The sequence below is a fragment of the Micrococcus sp. PSi08 genome, from assembly GCF_054960655.1.
The window spans coordinates 1-16,248 of record NZ_JBHNYP010000023.1 but is presented as its reverse complement, the minus strand read 5'-3'; the positions used below and the strand labels follow the sequence as shown (position 1 = coordinate 16,248).

At 74.1% G+C, this 16,248-nt stretch carries 16 protein-coding genes; 3 read left to right on the top strand and 13 right to left on the bottom strand.

The genetic code is table 11. The features are described 5' to 3' along the window. Nucleotides 1–22 precede the first annotated feature (22 nt). The 5 genes from ACFI33_RS08940 to ACFI33_RS08920 all read right to left on the bottom strand — a co-directional run bounded on the left by ACFI33_RS08940 (nt 23) and on the right by ACFI33_RS08920 (nt 3,142). Nucleotides 23–181, bottom strand: coding sequence for a hypothetical protein (locus tag ACFI33_RS08940; RefSeq protein ID WP_004167696.1), 159 nt, complete (start codon nt 179–181; stop codon nt 23–25). Further along, nucleotides 181–840: an imidazole glycerol phosphate synthase subunit HisH gene (hisH, locus tag ACFI33_RS08935; protein WP_004167703.1), complete on the bottom strand. Its 660-nt coding sequence runs from the start codon at nt 838–840 to the stop codon at nt 181–183. The genes ACFI33_RS08940 and hisH overlap by 1 nt, the downstream gene beginning before the upstream one ends. Continuing rightward, complete coding sequence (gene hisB / locus ACFI33_RS08930; RefSeq protein WP_152743305.1) at nt 840–1,421, bottom strand: imidazoleglycerol-phosphate dehydratase HisB; 582 nt, start codon at nt 1,419–1,421, stop codon at nt 840–842. The genes hisH and hisB overlap by 1 nt, the downstream gene beginning before the upstream one ends. Before the next feature lie 181 nt (nt 1,422–1,602). Next, entirely contained in the window at nt 1,603–2,724 is a 1,122-nt protein-coding gene (locus ACFI33_RS08925; protein ID WP_462623956.1) for a histidinol-phosphate transaminase, read from the bottom strand. Nucleotides 2,725–2,767: 43 nt separating this feature from the next. Continuing rightward, complete coding sequence (locus ACFI33_RS08920) at nt 2,768–3,142, bottom strand: LysM peptidoglycan-binding domain-containing protein (RefSeq protein ID WP_020628151.1); 375 nt, start codon at nt 3,140–3,142, stop codon at nt 2,768–2,770. 291 nt (nt 3,143–3,433) lie between these two features. On the opposite strand from ACFI33_RS08920, the gene lexA reads away from it, so the two are divergent. Next, nucleotides 3,434–4,150: a transcriptional repressor LexA gene (gene lexA, locus ACFI33_RS08915; RefSeq protein WP_020628152.1), complete on the top strand. Its 717-nt coding sequence runs from the start codon at nt 3,434–3,436 to the stop codon at nt 4,148–4,150. Nucleotides 4,151–4,193: 43 nt separating this feature from the next. Here the strand turns inward: lexA and ACFI33_RS08910 are convergent, their stop codons facing one another. Together ACFI33_RS08910 and hflX are read right to left on the bottom strand one after the other, a co-directional pair. Then, nucleotides 4,194–6,293, bottom strand: coding sequence for an ATP-dependent DNA helicase (locus ACFI33_RS08910; protein WP_020628153.1), 2,100 nt, complete (start codon nt 6,291–6,293; stop codon nt 4,194–4,196). Beyond that, nucleotides 6,290–7,930 (bottom strand): GTPase HflX, encoded by a 1,641-nt coding sequence (gene hflX / locus ACFI33_RS08905; RefSeq protein WP_462623955.1) that lies wholly within the window; start codon nt 7,928–7,930, stop codon nt 6,290–6,292. The genes ACFI33_RS08910 and hflX overlap by 4 nt, the downstream gene beginning before the upstream one ends. Before the next feature lie 444 nt (nt 7,931–8,374). Here hflX and ACFI33_RS08900 point away from each other — a divergent pair, with 444 nt between their 5' ends. Together ACFI33_RS08900 and ACFI33_RS08895 are read left to right on the top strand one after the other, a co-directional pair. After that, complete coding sequence (locus ACFI33_RS08900) at nt 8,375–9,538, top strand: NAD(P)-binding domain-containing protein (protein ID WP_462623954.1); 1,164 nt, start codon at nt 8,375–8,377, stop codon at nt 9,536–9,538. A 25-nt stretch (nt 9,539–9,563) separates the two neighbouring features. Next, nucleotides 9,564–10,199, top strand: a complete 636-nt coding sequence (locus tag ACFI33_RS08895; RefSeq protein ID WP_462623953.1) for a class I SAM-dependent methyltransferase — start codon at nt 9,564–9,566, stop codon at nt 10,197–10,199. A gap of 57 nt (nt 10,200–10,256) precedes the next feature. Here the strand turns inward: ACFI33_RS08895 and dapF are convergent, their stop codons facing one another. From dapF to ACFI33_RS08865, 6 genes are all read right to left on the bottom strand, one after another. Beyond that, nucleotides 10,257–11,210 carry a diaminopimelate epimerase gene (gene dapF, locus ACFI33_RS08890; protein WP_129866790.1) on the bottom strand — a complete coding sequence of 318 codons (954 nt, stop codon included), beginning with the start codon at nt 11,208–11,210 and terminating at the stop codon, nt 10,257–10,259. A 9-nt stretch (nt 11,211–11,219) separates the two neighbouring features. Continuing rightward, a complete protein-coding gene (gene miaA, locus ACFI33_RS08885) occupies nt 11,220–12,158 on the bottom strand; it encodes a tRNA (adenosine(37)-N6)-dimethylallyltransferase MiaA (RefSeq protein WP_462623952.1) in 939 nt (312 codons plus the stop codon). After that, nucleotides 12,158–13,705, bottom strand: a complete 1,548-nt coding sequence (gene miaB / locus ACFI33_RS08880; protein WP_020628159.1) for a tRNA (N6-isopentenyl adenosine(37)-C2)-methylthiotransferase MiaB — start codon at nt 13,703–13,705, stop codon at nt 12,158–12,160. The genes miaA and miaB overlap by 1 nt, the downstream gene beginning before the upstream one ends. Nucleotides 13,706–13,744: 39 nt before the next feature. Beyond that, the gene (locus tag ACFI33_RS08875; protein ID WP_136939827.1) at nt 13,745–14,752 is read right to left on the bottom strand and encodes a regulatory protein RecX; all 1,008 of its coding nucleotides are present in this window, start codon (nt 14,750–14,752) and stop codon (nt 13,745–13,747) included. Further along, on the bottom strand, nt 14,749–15,813 hold the full coding sequence (gene recA / locus ACFI33_RS08870) for a recombinase RecA (protein WP_158184572.1): 1,065 nt from the start codon (nt 15,811–15,813) through the stop codon (nt 14,749–14,751). The genes ACFI33_RS08875 and recA overlap by 4 nt, the downstream gene beginning before the upstream one ends. A gap of 210 nt (nt 15,814–16,023) precedes the next feature. Further along, nucleotides 16,024–16,242, bottom strand: coding sequence for a DUF3046 domain-containing protein (locus tag ACFI33_RS08865; protein ID WP_002856506.1), 219 nt, complete (start codon nt 16,240–16,242; stop codon nt 16,024–16,026). Between the last annotated feature and the right edge of the window lie 6 nt (nt 16,243–16,248).

The window sequence follows — 16,248 nt, the reverse complement described above, 5'->3', positions numbered from 1 at the left end:
TCGGGTGGGGCGGCCGGCGCGGTCAGGCGCCGACGGTCAGGAAGGAGGCGGCGATGGCCATGCCGGCCAGCACGAGGACGATCACGATGGCCCACAGCGGCGCCTTCTGCGTGCGCATGGACCAGGCGGCGCCGAGCAGCAGCCCGCCGAGGGCGAGGTAGAGGACGGACCAGTAGGGCATCAGAGGGTCTCCAGCCAGTTGCGCAGCAGCTGCAGCCCGGCGTCCCCGGACTTCTCGGGGTGGAACTGCGTGGCGGACAGGGGGCCGTTCTCCACGGCGGCGATGAAGTCCGCGCCGTGGTGCGCCCAGGTGACCTGGGGCGGACGCATGGCGGAGATCGTCTGGTCGAACTCCCATTCGAGCACGCCGTAGGAGTGGACGAAGTAGAACCGCTCGTCCTCGATGCCCGCGAAGAGGGCGCTGCCCTCGGGCGGCCGGACGGTGTTCCAGCCCATGTGGGGCAGGACCTCGGCGGGCAGCTCGGCGACGACACCCGGCCACTCCCCCATGCCTGCGGTGCGCTCGCCGTGCTCGACGCCGGCGTCGAAGAGGATCTGGTGGCCCACGCAGATGCCGAGGACGGGTCGGCCCCCGGCCACGCGGCGGCCGATCCAGCGGGTGCCGCCGACCTCGGTCAGTGCCCGCATCACGGACGCGTACGCCCCGACGCCGGGCACGAGCAGCCCGTCGGCCTCCTGCACGGCCTGCGGATCGCGCGTGAGCTCGACCTCCGCGCCGGCCCGCTCCACGGCACGCAGCGCCGAGTGCACGTTGCCCGAGCCGTAGTCCAGGACGGCGACGCGCGGCCGCACGCCGGGGACGGTGGTGGGGCGGGCCATCAGAGGGCGCCCTTGGTGGAGGGCACGCCGGTCATGCGGGGGTCGTCCTCGACGGCGGCGCGCAGGGCGCGGGCGAAGGCCTTGAACTGCGCCTCGACGATGTGGTGCGGATCCCGGCCTCGCACGACGTCCATGTGGAGGCAGATCGCCGCGTGGTACGTGATCGACTCGAACACATGGCGGGTCATGGAACCGGTGAAGTGCCCGCCGATGAGGTGGTACTGCTGGCCCTCGGGCTCGCCCTCGTGCACGAGGTACGGCCGGCCGGAGACGTCGACGACGGCGCGCGCCAGCGCCTCGTCCAGCGGCACGGACGCCTCGCCGAAGCGGCGGATGCCGGACTTGTCCCCGAGCGCGGTCTTGAGCACCTCGCCCAGGGTGATGGCGACGTCCTCGACCGTGTGGTGCACGTCGATGTGCGTGTCCCCGGTGGCACGGACCGTCAGGTCGATCTGGGAGTGCCGGGACAGCGCGGTGAGCATGTGGTCGTAGAACGGCACGGTGGTGGAGATCTCAGCGCGGCCGGTGCCGTCCAGATCCATCTCGACGTACACGTCCGACTCGCTCGTGGTGCGCGTCATGCGCGCACGGCGTCCGGAGATCAGCTCGGCTGCCACGGGTCCTCCTCGGGCTGGGTCCGCACCGGTCCGGGACGGGTGCGGGGGGATGCGGGTGCGCGCGGCCGGTGCCGGCGGGCCGGGGCGCCGCGCGCGCTGTCCCTATCCTAGGGAGCCGGGCGGACGCCGAGACTCCGGTGACGCCTCAGGACCGGTCCCCGGTCTCGCCGAGGACCTCCGCGAGAGCGGTGAGGAACGCCGTCGTCTCCGCCTCGGTGCCGGCGGTGACGCGCAGGTGGTGCGGGATGCCGACGTCCCGCACGAGGACGCCGCGGTCGAGCAGGCGGCGCCACACGTCGGAGGCGTCCTCGAGGTGACCGAAGAAGACGAAGTTCGAGTCGGACACCGAGGGCCTCAGTCCCAGGCCGCGCAGGGTGGAGACGATGCGGTCGCGCTGGGCCTTGATGTCCTCCACGGTGCGCAGCAGCGCGTCCACGTGGTCGAGAGCAGCCTCCGCCGTGGCCTGCGTGACCGCGGAGAGGTGGTACGGCAGGCGCACCAGGCGCAGGGCGTCGGTGACGGCGGGGTCCGCGGCCAGGTAGCCCAGGCGCGCGCCGGCCAGGGCGAACGCCTTGGACATGGTGCGCGTGACGATCAGCCGCTCCCGGCCGGGCAGGAGGGTGAGGGCGGAGCGGGTGCCGGCGAGGGCGAACTCCGCGTAGGCCTCGTCCACGACGACCATGGCGCCGGGCCCGCCGGCGGCCTCGTTCTGCGCCTGCGCGGCGTACACGGCCTCGATGGTCGCCAGGTCCAGGGCGGTGCCCGTCGGGTTGTTGGGCGAGGCCAGGAAGACGACGTGCGGACGGTGCTCCCGCACCATGGCCGCCGCGTGCTCGGCGCTGAGGGTGTGGTCCGCGGCGCGGCCGCCGTCCACGAACACGGTGTCCGTGCCGCCGGCCAGCAGCGGGTACATGGAGTACGAGGGCAGGAAGCTCAGCAGTGTCCGCCCGGGGCCGCCGAAGGCCTGGAGGATCTGCTGCAGGATCTCGTTGGAGCCGTTGCCGGCCCACACGTGGCCCGCCGTGAGGCCGTGGCCGAGGTAGCCGGCGAGCGCGCGTCGCAGCCCCGTGAACTCGCGGTCCGGGTAGCGGTTCAGCCCCCCGGCGACGGCCGCGACCCGCTCGGCGATCGCGGTGGCGACCTCCTGAGGCACCGGATGCGTGTTCTCGTTGGTGTTGAGCATGTACGGCACGTCCAGCTGGGGGGCGCCGTAGGGGCTCAGGCCGCGGAGGTTCTCGCGCAGGGGCAGAGAGCTGAGGTCGGTCATGGCCGCCAGTCTAGGAACCGTGGAGGGCGAGGCCCGCCGTGCGTCACCGCGTGGCCGGGACGAACAGCTCCTCGCCCGGGGCGGGGGCCCGGCCCTCGAGCCCGTTGAGCTCGTCGATCGTGGCGATCACCTCGTAGACGTCCGCCTCCGGCGCCACCGTGGTGGCGATGGTCCACAGGCTGTCCCCGGGCATGACCGTGACGGACTGGGTGGCCGGTCCCGCGGTGTCCGCGGACACCGCGGCGGGCGACAGCAGCACACCCAGGAAGAAGGCGGCCGCCAGCGTGGCGGCCACGGCCGCGGCGATCACGGGGATCCCCCGCAGCACGAGGCGGCCGCGGCGGGTCAGACGGATGGTGGCCGGACGCGGCCGCGCCGTCGCGGGCGAACCGGCGAACTGGGCGGTGGTGAGCGTCATGGTGTCCTCCTCCGGGGCGGATGCCCTCCAGGTGATCGAACATGTGTTCGAATCCGTTCGAATGCCTTTCTAGCACAGGTGTTCGAGACATGCCACGACGAGATCGAACATATCTTTGAAGGAGAGGCGGCTCTCCTCTAGGCTCGAGGCCATGCACGGACGCCCCGGAACGCCCCGGGACCGCCAAGACACAGGCAACCAGCGGGGGCGGACACGGTAAGCGTCCGGACGGCAGCCGGACGCCGGAACACGAGTCCGGCCACCATCACCCCGGGAGAACGGACGGCAGCCATGAGCACCACCGACGATCAGCCGGCGGCGCGCGCGCCGCTCACCGACCGCCAGCGGCGGATCGTGCAGACCATCCGGGACGCGATCGCCGACCACGGCTACCCGCCCTCCATGCGCGAGATCGGCGACGCCGCGGGCCTGGCCTCGCTCTCCTCCGTCACGCACCAGCTGGGCCGTCTCGAGCGGCACGGCTACATCCGGCGCGACCCCGGACGCCCGCGTGCCCTCGAGGTGCTGCTCGACGTGGACGGCACCCCGCTGGGCGAGGCCGCCTCCCCCACCGCTGCGCCGTCGTCGCGGGTCTCCGCGATCCCCGCGTGGCACACCGGCGCAGACGAGGCGGACAGCGTGCCGGTCCCCTGGGTCGGCCGCATCGCGGCGGGCGGACCGGTCCTGGCTGAGCAGCAGGTCGAGGACGTCATGGCGATCCCGCGACGCCTCACGGGCGAGGGCGAGCTGTTCATGCTGCGCGTCACGGGCGACTCGATGGTGGACGCCGCGATCTGCGACGGCGACTGGGTGGTGGTGCGCCGGCAGGACACGGCGGAGAATGGCGACATCGTCGCGGCCCTCCTCGACGACGAGGCCACCGTGAAGACCTTCCGCCGCCGCGACGGGCACACCTGGCTCCTCCCCCAGAACACGGCCTACGAGCCCATCCTCGGCGATCACGCCACCGTGATGGGGCGGGTCGTCACGGTCCTGCGTTCGCTCTGACCCGCTCCCTCCGGCCGGGCCGACGGCCCGAGGCCGAGCGAGGTCAATCGCCCGAGGCGAGCCGTGCCAGCACCCCGCGGACGACGTCGCGGTCCGTGGTGCGCCAGAAGTCCGGCAGGGCGCTCGTGATGTAGCCGCCGTACCGCTCGGTGGCCAGGCGGGGGTCCAGCACGGCCACCACGCCGCGGTCCGTCACGGAGCGCACGAGGCGCCCGGCGCCCTGGGCCATGCGCACGGCCGCATGCGTGGCGGAGATCCGCATGAACCCGTTGCCGCCGTGCCGGGCGACGTCCCGGGTGCGGGCCTGGGAGAGCGGGTCGTCCGGCCGCGGGAACGGGATGCGGTCGATCACCACGAGCCGCAGCGAGTTCCCCGGCACGTCCACGCCCTGCCACAGGCTCATGGTCCCGAACAGGGACGTGTCCGGCTCCTCGGAGAACTGGCGCACGAGGGCGGAGAGGGTCGCGTCCCCCTGGCACAGGATCGTGGTCTTCGGCCCGAGCCGACGGCGCATCTCGGCGGCGGCGTCCTCGGCCGCCCGGCGCGAGGAGAACAGGCCGAGGGCCCCGCCCCGCGACGCCCTCAGGAGCGCCTCGAGCTCATCCAGGGACTCGGGCGAGGCCGTCCGGCCGGGCCGGGGCAGGTGCCGGGCCACGTAGAGCACCCCCTGACGCGGGTAGTCGAAGGGGCTGCCGACGTCGAGGGCCTCGAACTTCGGGGCGTCCGGGCCGGCCAGGCCCACGTCGCCGGCCACCGAGTCGAACCGGCGCTCCCCCGAGCCCACGGTGAGCGTGGCGGAGGTGAGCACCGTCGTCGCCTTGCCGAACAGGCCCTCCCGCAGCTTGCCGGCCACCGAGAGCGGGGCCACGTAGAGCTGGGGCGGGTCGGTCTCGTCCCCCGGCTGCCAGCCCACGCCGGGCTCGAAGTGGCCGGGGCGGGTGGCCCACAGCACCTCGGGGAAGTCGGCCTCGGGCCGGGCCGCGAGCATGCGCTCCACCACCTCGAGGACCTCGAGGATCCGCGAGCGCGCCATCTGCCGTCCGCCGTCGGCATCGGCCTCCTTGTCCTTGTCCTGGCCGAGGTCGGACAGGCACTGACGCGCGGCGGTGAGGACGCCGGTGAGGGCCTGCTCCTGCACCTCGTCCGGGCCCGCGGCGATCAGGCCGGACGGGGTGTCCGTGAACGCGCGGTCCAGGGCCGCCCCGGCCTCGATCAGGTCCTCCACGGCCACCGTGGTGTGGCGGCGCAGCGAGGTGGCCGCGCCGTGCACGATCGACCCGGACAGCTGCCCCGTGACCGCACCGGTCACCCGGTCCTGCAGCTCGTGGGCCTCGTCCACGACGACGGCCGAGTACGCCGGCAGCACCGCGAGCCCCTCGAAGGCGCTGATGGCGAGCATCGCGTGGTTGGTGACCACGACGTCCGCGTCCGCCGCGTCCGCGCGGGCCCGCTCGGAGAAGCACTCCTCGGCCTGGGGGCAGCGGGACGCGCCGAGGCAGTCGACTGCGGAGACGGAGACCTGCCGCCACGCGCGGTCGGTGACGGGGACCTCGAGGTCGTCGCGGTCCCCGGTCTCGGTCTGGTCCGCCCACGCCCGCAGGTACATGACCTCCTTGCCCAACAGGGAGGAGGGCCCGGCGGCGCCGTCCGTGGCGGAGCCGATCACCCCGCCGTCGTCGGCGACCGTGAAGAGGGCCTCCTCGCCCTCGTCCCCGGGGTAGCCGCCGTCCACCTTGTGGCGGCACAGGTAGTTGGAGCGGCCCTTGACCAGGGCGACGACGGGCTCGCGAGGCAGCTCGTCCTTGAGCGCCTCGACCAGCCGAGGGGCGTCCCGCTTCATGATCTGGGCCTGCAGGGCGAGCGTGGCCGTGGCGACGACGACGGGGTCCTCCTGCGTCATCGCGTGCTGGAGCGCGGGGATCAGGTAGGCCAGGGACTTGCCGGTGCCGGTGCCGGCCTGCACGAGCAGGTGGCGGCGCGACTCGAGGGCGCGCGCCACCTGCAGCACCATCTCCCGCTGACCCGCGCGGTGCTGGCCGCCGGTGGCCTGCACCGCGGCGTCCAGGAGGCGCAGCGCCTCGCGCTCGTGCTCCGTGCGTGGCTGCGCGCCGCCCGCCCCGGCTTCCTTCGCCCGGTCGCTCACGACGCGTCCGCCTCCACGACGAACTCGGCGAAGTCCGGCGCGATGTCCTCACGGACCAGCACGGACAGGCGGGTGCCGCCCTCCTCGTAGCCCTCGGCCAGGATCTCCGCGTCCGCCGAGTGGAGGCGGGAGACCAGCTCACCCCGGGTGAACGGGACCAGCAGTTCGAGCCGCACGTCAGGCCGCGGGATGGTGGCCGCGATGGCGCGCTCGAGCTCGTCGATGCCCTCGCCGGTGCGCGCGGAGACCACCACGGCGTGGGGCTCCTTGGCCCGGATCCGGGCGATGACGGCCGGGTCCGCGGCGTCCGCCTTGTTCAGCACGATGATCTCGGGGATCCGGTGCGCGTCCACCTCCGCGAACACGGAGCGCACCGCGGCGATCTGGCCCTCGGGGTCCGGGTGCGAGCCGTCCACGACGTGCAGGATGACGTCCGCGTCCGCGACCTCCTCGAGGGTGGAGCGGAACGCCTCGACCAGCTGCGTGGGCAGGTTCCGCACGAAGCCGACCGTGTCCGAGAGGGTGTAGCCGATGCCGTCCGGCGTCATGGCCTTGCGCACGGTGGGGTCCAGCGTGGCGAACAGGGCGTTCTCCACGAGCACCCCGGCGTGGGTGAGGCGGTTGAGCAGGGAGGACTTCCCGGCGTTGGTGTACCCGGCGATCGCCACGGACGGCACCCGGTTGCGACGACGGTTGGCGCGCTTGGCCTCGCGGGCCGGCTTCATCCCGGCGATGTCCCGACGCAGCTTCGCCATGCGGGTGCGGATGCGGCGGCGGTCCAGCTCGATCTTGGTCTCGCCGGGGCCACGGGAGCCGATGCCCTCGCCGGCGGCGGCACGGCCGCCGGCCTGCCGGGACATGGACTCGCCCCAGCCGCGCAGGCGCGGCAGCAGGTACTCGAGCTGCGCGAGCTCGACCTGGGCGCGGCCCTCACGCGAACTCGCGTGCTGGGCGAAGATGTCCAGGATCAGCGCGGTCCGGTCGATCACCTTCACCCGCACCACATCCTCCAGCGCGCGACGCTGGGACGGGGCGAGCTCGGAGTCCACCACCACGGTGTCCGCACCGGAGAGCGCCACGATCTCGGCGAGCTCCTGCGCCTTGCCCTTGCCGAGGAACGTGGCCGGGTCCGGGGTGGCGCGGCGCTGGATGACGCCGTCGAGCACCTCCGAGCCCGCGGTCTCGGCGAGCGCGGCCAGCTCCCGCAGGGAGTTCTCCGCGTCCTCCGCGGACCCCTCGGTCCAGACGCCCGCCAGCACCACGCGCTCCAGGCGCAGCTGGCGGTACTCGACCTCGGTCATGTCCTCGAGCTCGGTGGACAGACCCTGCACGCGCTTGAGGGAGTGGCGCGCGGCGAGCTCGTCCTGGTCGCCGTCGGCGTCCGTGTGCCCGTCCTCGCCCTCGTCCAGGGCGAGTGCGCGGCCCGCAAGCGCGCCGGAGCGGTCCGGGGCGCCGGCGTCGGGGGCGTCCCGGTGCTCGGCGGCGGCGCCGTCCGCGGAGCCGTGCCCGGTCGCCTCGCGCTCGGAGGCGCGGCGAGCGTCATCGGCGGCCAGGATGCGGTCGATCACGGCCTGGATCTCGTCCTCGGAGCCGTGGGCGCCCTGGGGGCCGGGGGTGTGCTGGTTCTTCTCAGTCATGGTCTCCTCTGGGCCGCCGCGGTCGGGTGGCCCGATGGTCTCAGGGTAAAGGGGTGCGCGGACGCGTTAGGCGGCTGTCCGCAGGGGGCGGACGTGACGGGTGACGCGCACGGCCGTGTGGGCAGGGGTCGGCGCCGCGCTGCGACGATCTCGCGGCGGCTCCGTTCGCGGGAGGAAGGCGAGCACGCGGCACCGCAGCCACGAGGTCTCATCGGCGGGCGTGCAGGGGCGGACCACATCGTCCATGGTGGGATCTCCATCAGGTGCCGGGGCGCGCTCGACGGCCTCATCCGAGGCGGGCGCGCGAGGGGGCGGGGGCGGGCAGTGACGCGGGGGCGTCAGCGCAGGAAGATCCACATGGGCGTCGAGTGTACCGGGCTGCGCGTGTGGGCGACAGGGGCCCCGGCGCCCGGTTCGCCGACGACGCGCACGTATCCTGCGGGCATGACCGCGTCCCCCTCCCCCGCCCCGCCGCAACCCGGCCGGGTGGGCCGGGTGACCGTCGTCGTGATCGGCGCGGGCCAGGCGGGCTTGTCCGCCGCCTACCACCTGCGCCGCCGCGGCTTCGTGGGGCTGGGTCCGAACGACGACGGCGCCGCCGGTGTCCCCGAGGACGCCCCCGGCACGTTCGTGGTGCTCGACGCGGAGGCCGCCCCGGGCGGTGCGTGGCAGCACCGCTGGGACTCGCTCACGATGGCCACCGTCAACCACATCCACGAGCTGCCCGGCGACCCGGTGCCGCCGGCCGACCCGGCCGCGCGCGCCAACGCCGTACTGCCGGCCTACTTCGCGGACTACGAGGCACGGTTCGCCCTGCCGATCCGGCGGCCCGTGCGTGTGAGGCGCGTCGAGCGGATCGGCGAGCCGGGACGTGCGCGCGGGTTCCTCGTCCGCACGGACGGGGCGCCGGGCACGTGGCGGGCGGACTTCGTGGTCAACGCGACCGGCACCTGGACGTCCCCGCGGTGGCCCTCGGTGCCCGGGATGCGCTCGTTCCGCGGCCGGCAGCTGCACACCCATGACTACGTGTCCAAGGACGAGTTCGCCGGGCAGCGGGTGGTGATCGTGGGCATGGGCGTCTCGGCGACGCAGCTGCTGGCCGAGACCTCCACGGTCGCGGACACCCTGTGGGTGACCCGCCGCGAGCCGCAGTGGCAGGACTCGGCCGCGCCCGGCGCCCTGGCCGAGTCGGTGCGCGGGGTGGACGAACGGACCCGTGCGGGCCTGCCGCCGGGCTCCGTGGTCGAGGCGACCGGGATGCACCGCTCGTCCTGGGTGCGCGAGGCCGAGACACGAGGCGTGCTGGTGCGCCACCCCATGTTCACGGCCGTCGAGCCGGACGGGGTGCGGATGCCCGACGGCTCGTTCGAACCGGCGGACGTGATCCTCTGGGCCACCGGCTTCCGGCCGGCGATCCGGCACCTCGCTCCGCTGCGGCTGCGCACGCCCGCCGGCGGCATCCGCGTGGCGGGCGGGCGCGCCCTGGACGAGCCGCGCCTGTTCCTCCTCGGCTACGGGCCCTCCCAGTCCACGGTCGGGGCCAACCGCGCCGGGCGCGACGCCGTGCGCGCGATCCTCGCGGACCTGGCCGGGCCGGCGTCGGGCTGAGGGCCGCGACGACCTGCTGGCTACCATGGTCGCCGTGAGCTCCGCATCCCACTACTTCGACGCCGACCCCTCCGCACCCGAGCGGCGCCGCACCCTGCGGACCCGCCTGGCCGGCCGCGACGTCGAGGTCCAGACGGCCAACGGGATCTTCTCCCCGGACGGTCTGGACAAGGGCACCGCGGCCCTGTTCTCGGCCGTGCCCGCGCCGCCGGCGAGGGGCCGGTTCCTCGACGTCGGCGCGGGCTGGGGGCCGGTCGCCCTCACGCTGGCGCTGCGGTCGCCCGAGGCGGAGGTGACCGCCGTCGAGGTCAACGACCGGTCCCTGCAGCTGACCCGCGACAACGCCGCAGCGCTGGGCCTCGGCAATGTCGTGGCATTGCGGCCGGAGGACGTCCCCGAGGGCGCGGAGTTCGACCTCATCTGGTCCAACCCGCCCATCCGGATCGGCAAGCCGGCGCTGCACGCCCTGCTGGAGCGGTGGCTGCCACGCCTGGCCCCCGGCGGCGAGGCCTGGCTGGTGGTGCAGAAGAACCTCGGCGCGGACTCGCTGTTGCCGTGGGTCGACCGGATGCTCGAGGAGCGCGCGCCCGGCCGGTTCACCGCCGAGCGGGCGGACAGCGTCAAGGGCTTCCGGATCCTGCGGGTGGCGCGGGCGCGCTGAGGCGCCGTTTCCCGAACGACAGCGGTTCGTGGCCCGCCGTTTCCCGAACGAAAGCGGTCAGGCGGTGAGTTCGCCGTCGAAGACCAGCTCGGCCGGGCCCGAGAGGACCACGTGCTCGGCCCCCTCCGGACCCGGCACGACGTCCACGGCCAGCACGCCGCCGGGCACCTCGACGAGCCACGAGTCCGAGCCCTGGTCGCCCGACCACGCGCGCATCGCCACAGCCGCCGCGCACGCGCCCGTCCCGCAGGACTGGGTCTCGCCCACCCCGCGCTCGTGCACGCGCATCCGCACGCGGCCGACGCCCTCGCGCACGAGGGGCTCGTGCGCGGCCACGAACTCGACGTTCGTGCCGTGCGGCGGAGCCGGGTCCACCTCGGGGGCGCGGCCCAGGTCCAGGCCCTGCAGGTCGGCGAAGGAGGCCAGCGGGACCACGGTGTGGGGGTTGCCCATCGAGATGCTCAGCGCCGGACGCGGATCGGTGAGGCCGTGGGCACGGACCATCGAGTCCGACGCCGCCTCCTCCGCGAGCTCGGGGTCGAGGTAGGACCAGGGGCCCATGTCGATCGCGTAGCCGTGCTCGAGCCGGGTCACGGCCTTCACGCCGGCGCGCGTGCCGATGGTGATCGCCCGGCCGGGGGCCAGGTCCACGAGACCCTTCTCGACCAGGAAGTGCACGAAGACGCGCACCCCGTTGCCGCACATCTCGGCGATCGAGCCGTCGCCGTTGCGGTAGTCCATGAACCACTCGGCCTCGGGGTGCTCGGCGAGCAGCGCCTCACCCTCCGGCAGGCGTGCCGAGCGCACGGCGCGGATGACGCCGTCGGCGCCGATCCCCCGGTGCCGGTCGGCCAGCCGTGCGACGCGCTGGGCGTCGAGCTGCGTGTTGCCGTCCGGGTCGGCGATCAGCACGAAGTCGTTGCCCGTGCCATGGCCCTTCGTGAACGGCACGCGCGGCGCGCTCGCGTGGAGGGGGTCCTGGGCGGCGGGCGCCGCGGGCTGCTCGGTCATGGGCCCAGTCTAGGTGGCGTCCCCGGCGACGACGGCGAGCGCCTCCGCCACGATGTCCTCGCCCTGCGCGTCGAGCCAGACGACGCGCGGGTCGGCCCGGAACCAGGTCTCCTGGCGTCGGGCGAACCGGCGCGTGGCCACGACGGTCTGCTCGGCCGCCTCCGCCTCGGTGAGCTCGCCGTCGAGGACGGCGAGCATCTGGGCGTAGCCGATGGCGCGGGACGCGGTCGGTCCCTGCCGCAGCCCCTCCGGCCCGGGGACGTCGAGGCGGCGGACCTCGTCCAGCAGGCCCCCGGCCAGCATGCGCTCCACCCGGGCCGCGATCCGCTGGTGCAGCTCGACCCGGTCCAGGCGCAGGCCGAGCTGCACCACGGGGGCGACCTCCGGGGCGTACGTGCGCTCCGGCATGAACGCGGAGAACGGACGGCCCGTCAGCCGGCACACCTCCAGCGCGCGCACGATGCGGCGGGCGTCCTGCAGCCGCTCCGCCGAGACCGGGTCCAGGGCGGCCAGCTCGGCCCTCAGCCCGGCCAGGCCCTCCCGCTGCGCGCGCGCCTCCAGCTCGGCCCGCAGCGCCGGGTCCGTGGGCGGGAACTCGAGCACGTCCAGCGCCGCCCGCACGTACAGCCCGGAGCCGCCCACGAGGATCGGGGTCCGACCCCGCGCGCGGATCTGGTCGAACAGGTCGCGGGCCGCGGACTGGAAGGCCGCCACCGAGGCCTCCTGGCCGACGTCGAGCACGTCCAGCAGATGGTGCGGGACGCCCTCGCGTTCAGCCGGGGTGACCTTCGCCGTGCCCACGTCCATCCCCCGGTAGAACTGCAGGGCGTCCCCGTTGACCACCTCGCCGTCCAGCGCGTGCGCCAGGGCGACGGCGAGGGCGGACTTGCCCGTCGCCGTCGCCCCGACGACGGCGACGACGGGCGGCCGGGCCGCGGCGGCGGGCATCAGGACCGCGGGCGCAGGGTCGGCATGCCGAGGCTCGTGGCACCGGAGCCGCCCGCCGTGCCGGGGGCCGGGGCGCCGCACGACTCGGCCTGGGCGCGGTCCCACGCATCGCCGGCGCGGGAGCGGCGCAGGACGTAGTCCTGTGCGGTCGGGTCGGCGACGGCGAAGAACGGGTGGGCCTCGGTGACCGTCACGGTGACGAAGTCGCCGGGGCGGGGGGTCTCGGCGCCGGCGGGCACGGAGAAGTGCACGAGCCGGTTGTCGGGTGCGCGCCCGGACAGGCGGCCGCGCTCCGCGGCCTTGGAGCCGGAGTCGGCGGTGACGAGCAGCTCCTGGCGGGTGCCGACGAGCGTGGCCATCTCCTCGGCCGAGATCCGGTCCTGCAGGGCCACGAGGCGCTCGAAGCGCTCCTGGACGACGGCCTTGGGCACCTGGTGGTCCATCTCCCCGGCGGGGGTCCCGGGGCGGATGGAGTACTGGAAGGTGAACGCGGAGGAGAAGCGGGAGGCCTCGACCACGCGCATCGTCTCGGCGAAGTCCTCCTCGGTCTCCCCGGGGAAGCCGACGATGATGTCCGTGGTGATGGCGGCGTGCGGGATGCGCTCGCGCACCTTCTCCAGGATCCGCAGGAACTTCGCGGACCGGTAGGAGCGGCGCATGTCCTTGAGCACCTTGTCCGAGCCCGACTGCAGGGGCATGTGCAGCTGCGGCATGACGTTGGGGGTCTCGGCCATCGCGTCGATGACGTCGTCCGTGAACGCGGCCGGGTGGGGGCTGGTGAAGCGGACGCGTTCGAGGCCCTCGATCTCCCCGCACGCGCGCAGCAGCTTGGCGAACGCGCCGCGGTCGCCGAACTCGACGCCGTAGGTGTTCACGTTCTGGCCCAGCAGCGTGACCTCGACGGCGCCGGCGTCGACGAGCGCCTGCACCTCGGCGAGGATCTCCCCGGGGCGGCGGTCCTTCTCCTTGCCGCGCAGCGACGGGACGATGCAGAACGTGCACGTGTTGTTGCAGCCCACGGAGATGGACACCCAGCCGGAGTGGGTGGAGTCGCGCTTGGTGGGCAGGGTGGAGGGGAACACCTCGAGCGACTCGAGGATCTCGATCTCGGCCTCGGCGTTGTGGCGCGAGCGCTCCAGCAGCACGGGCAGGGAGCCGATGTTGTGGGTTCCGAAGACGACGTCCACCCACGGGGCCCTGCGCTGGATGGCGGCCTGGTCCTTCTGGGCGAGGCACCCGCCGACGGCGATCTGCATGCCCGGGTGCGCGTCCTTCACCGCACGCAGGTTGCCGAGGTTGCCGTACAGGCGGTTGTCCGCGTTCTCGCGGACCGCGCACGTGTTGAAGACCACGAGGTCGGCCTGGGCGTCCTCGGCGACCGGGGCGTAGCCGGTGGACTCGAGCAGGCCGGAGATGCGCTCGGAGTCGTGCACGTTCATCTGGCAGCCGAAGGTGCGGACCTCATAGGTCAGGCCCTCGTGCGGGCGCGCGGCGGCGCCGTCCTGCGCGAGCGGGGTGGTGCGGGGGGTGGGGTCCGTCAGAGTCACCGCACCATTCTAGGAACTCCGGGCGCGGCCCGGGTCCGCTCACTCCTCGTGCTCGGCGAGGACCTCCTTCACGACGGCGAACGCGAGGCCGCCGCCGTAGCCCTTGCGTCCCAGCATGCCGACGAGGCGGCGGGTCACCTTGTCCCGCTCGGCCCGGGCCTCCGGCGAGGCACCGCCGGGGACGGTGCGGCCCCGCAGCCGTCGGCGCACGAGGTCGAGGGCGGCGGCCCGTTCGTCCTCGCCGTCGATGGCCTCGAGCGCCTCGGCGGCGATCTCCCGGTCCACGCCCTTCTGCTGGAGCTCGTGCCCGAGGGCACGGCGCGCCAGGCCCTTGCTTCGGTGACGGCTGCGGACCCAGACCTCGGCGAAGGCGGCGTCATCCACGAGGCGCACCTCCTCGAAGCGGTCGAGGACGCGCTCGATCAGCTCGGGCTCGGCCTGGCGCTCGGCGAGCTTGCGTTCGAGCTGGCCGCGGGAGCGGGGGCCCAGGGCGAGCTGGCGCAGGACGACCTCGCGTGCGGCCTCCTCGCGCTCACGCGGTGCGGTGGGCAGGGGCGCCGGGCCGGGGCGACGTCGGGGGCGGTCGGTCTCGACGGCGGGGCGGGGATCCACGGCCGGGCGTCCCTCGTCGCGAGGACGGCCACGCCGCGGGGGCGTGGTGGCCCGCTTCCGGCCCCGGCGCTCGATGTCCGCCCGGGTGTCCTCGCGCCCGGACCAGGGCAGCGCACGGGGCCCGGCGCCGGGCGCGGGACTGGGCAGATCGCTCGCGCGAGTCAGCAGGGCCCCGAGATCCGGTGCCGCGCCGGGGGCGGGATCCGAGCCGTCCCCCGCGGGGGTTCCGGCGTCGCGCGCGGGCACGGCGTCCCGCGCGGCGTCCGCGTCGGACGACGTCGGCTCCGGTGCGCCGGCCAGGTCGAGCCACATCCGGCCCACGTCCGAGTCCCGGGCGTCGTCGAACGCGGACGCACCGGAGGCGGAGCCGCTCCGGCCGGTCGTCTCCGACCGGTGGGCGGCCCCGCCTCCGACGTTCCTGCGCGATCGGGTCATCCGGCCGCGGTGTCCCCCGGAACCGCGGTCAGGGCCGGGGCCTCGTCGTCCTCGGCCTCCGGGGCCACGCGGATGCCGAGCTTCGTGAGGATGCGCTCCTCGATCTCGTTGGCGAGGTCCGGGTTGTCCTTGAGGAAGCGACGGGCGTTCTCCTTGCCCTGCCCGAGCTGGTCCCCGTCATAGGTGAACCACGCGCCGGACTTCTTGACGATGCCCTCCTCGACACCCATGTCGATCAGGCCGCCCTCGCGGGAGATGCCGACCCCGTAGAGGATGTCGAACTCGGCCTGCTTGAAGGGCGGGGCCATCTTGTTCTTGACGATCTTCACGCGGGTGCGGTTGCCGACGGGGTTGCCGGCCTCCTTGAGGGTCTCGATGCGGCGGACGTCGATGCGCACGGACGCATAGAACTTGAGCGCCTTGCCGCCCGTGGTGGTCTCCGGGGAGCCGAAGAACACGCCGATCTTCTCGCGCAGCTGGTTGATGAAGATGGCCGTGGTCTTGGTCTGGTGCAGGCGGCCGGTCACCTTGCGCAGCGCCTGGGACATGAGGCGGGCCTGCAGGCCGACGTGGGAGTCGCCCATCTCGCCCTCGATCTCGGCGCGCGGGGTCAGCGCGGCCACGGAGTCGATGACGACGATGTCCAGGGTGCCCGAGGAGACGAGCATGTCCATGATCTCCAGGGCCTGCTCGCCGGTGTCCGGCTGGCTGACCAGCAGGGCGTCCGTGTCCACCCCGAGCTGGCGGGCGTAGACCGGGTCCAGGGCGTGCTCCGCGTCGATGAAGGCCGCGATGCCGCCGTTGCGCTGCGCGTTGGCCACCGCGTGCAGGGCCAGGGTGGTCTTGCCCGAGGACTCCGGGCCGTAGATCTCCACCACGCGGCCGCGCGGCAGGCCGCCGATGCCCAGGGCCACGTCCATGGCCACCGAGCCCGTGGGGATGACCTCGACGGGTGCCTGGGTCTGGTCCCCCAGCCGCATGACGGAACCCTTGCCGAACTGCTTGTCGATCTGGGCGAGAGCGGCCTCGAGGGCCTTCTCGCGATCCGTCACCTTGCTCATCCTTCACCCCTAGCTCTGGTGGTGCTGCCGCGGACGCTGGAGCGCCCGCCTCGGTCATGTCCGTGAATCTACGGGGGGCGGCGGACACGATAAGCGTGGCCGGCCCCGCCTGTGCACGAGATCACCCCGTCGCACTGCTGTGCAGGACTCTACCGCATTCTTCGAACAGGTGTTCGAACAGGGGCAGTGCCCCGCCAGCGCGTCGCGGCGTCAGCGTTTCGGCGGCACGTCCCGACCGAGACGCCGCTCCTGCGGGATCTCATGCAGGTCGCAGACCGCCAGCCAGACCCGCCGCGGGTCCACGCCGGCGGCGAGCGCCGCCGTCGCGGTGGTGTCCAGGCCGGGCAGGTGCAGGGAGTCGGCCACGAGGCCGGCCCGGGCGGGGCCGAACTCCTCGTCCATCAGCCGGCGGAACTCGCTCTCGCGCACGGGCGG

What these genes read in the sequence shown, in the direction of transcription:
- hisB (WP_152743305.1), bottom strand. Translation starts at nt 1,421, where the DNA reads ATGACGCGCACCACGAGCGAGTCGGACGTGTACGTCGAGATGGATCTG.
- ACFI33_RS08900 (WP_462623954.1), top strand. Translation starts at nt 8,375, where the DNA reads ATGACCGCGTCCCCCTCCCCCGCCCCGCCGCAACCCGGCCGGGTGGGC.
- ACFI33_RS08925 (WP_462623956.1), bottom strand. Translation starts at nt 2,724, where the DNA reads ATGACCGACCTCAGCTCTCTGCCCCTGCGCGAGAACCTCCGCGGCCTG.
- lexA (WP_020628152.1), top strand. Translation starts at nt 3,434, where the DNA reads ATGAGCACCACCGACGATCAGCCGGCGGCGCGCGCGCCGCTCACCGAC.
- hisH (WP_004167703.1), bottom strand. Translation starts at nt 840, where the DNA reads ATGGCCCGCCCCACCACCGTCCCCGGCGTGCGGCCGCGCGTCGCCGTC.
- ACFI33_RS08875 (WP_136939827.1), bottom strand. Translation starts at nt 14,752, where the DNA reads ATGACCCGATCGCGCAGGAACGTCGGAGGCGGGGCCGCCCACCGGTCG.
- miaA (WP_462623952.1), bottom strand. Translation starts at nt 12,158, where the DNA reads ATGCCCGCCGCCGCGGCCCGGCCGCCCGTCGTCGCCGTCGTCGGGGCG.
- hflX (WP_462623955.1), bottom strand. Translation starts at nt 7,930, where the DNA reads ATGACTGAGAAGAACCAGCACACCCCCGGCCCCCAGGGCGCCCACGGC.
- ACFI33_RS08920 (WP_020628151.1), bottom strand. Translation starts at nt 3,142, where the DNA reads ATGACGCTCACCACCGCCCAGTTCGCCGGTTCGCCCGCGACGGCGCGG.
- recA (WP_158184572.1), bottom strand. Translation starts at nt 15,813, where the DNA reads ATGAGCAAGGTGACGGATCGCGAGAAGGCCCTCGAGGCCGCTCTCGCC.
- dapF (WP_129866790.1), bottom strand. Translation starts at nt 11,210, where the DNA reads ATGACCGAGCAGCCCGCGGCGCCCGCCGCCCAGGACCCCCTCCACGCG.
- ACFI33_RS08895 (WP_462623953.1), top strand. Translation starts at nt 9,564, where the DNA reads ATGGTCGCCGTGAGCTCCGCATCCCACTACTTCGACGCCGACCCCTCC.
- ACFI33_RS08940 (WP_004167696.1), bottom strand. Translation starts at nt 181, where the DNA reads ATGCCCTACTGGTCCGTCCTCTACCTCGCCCTCGGCGGGCTGCTGCTC.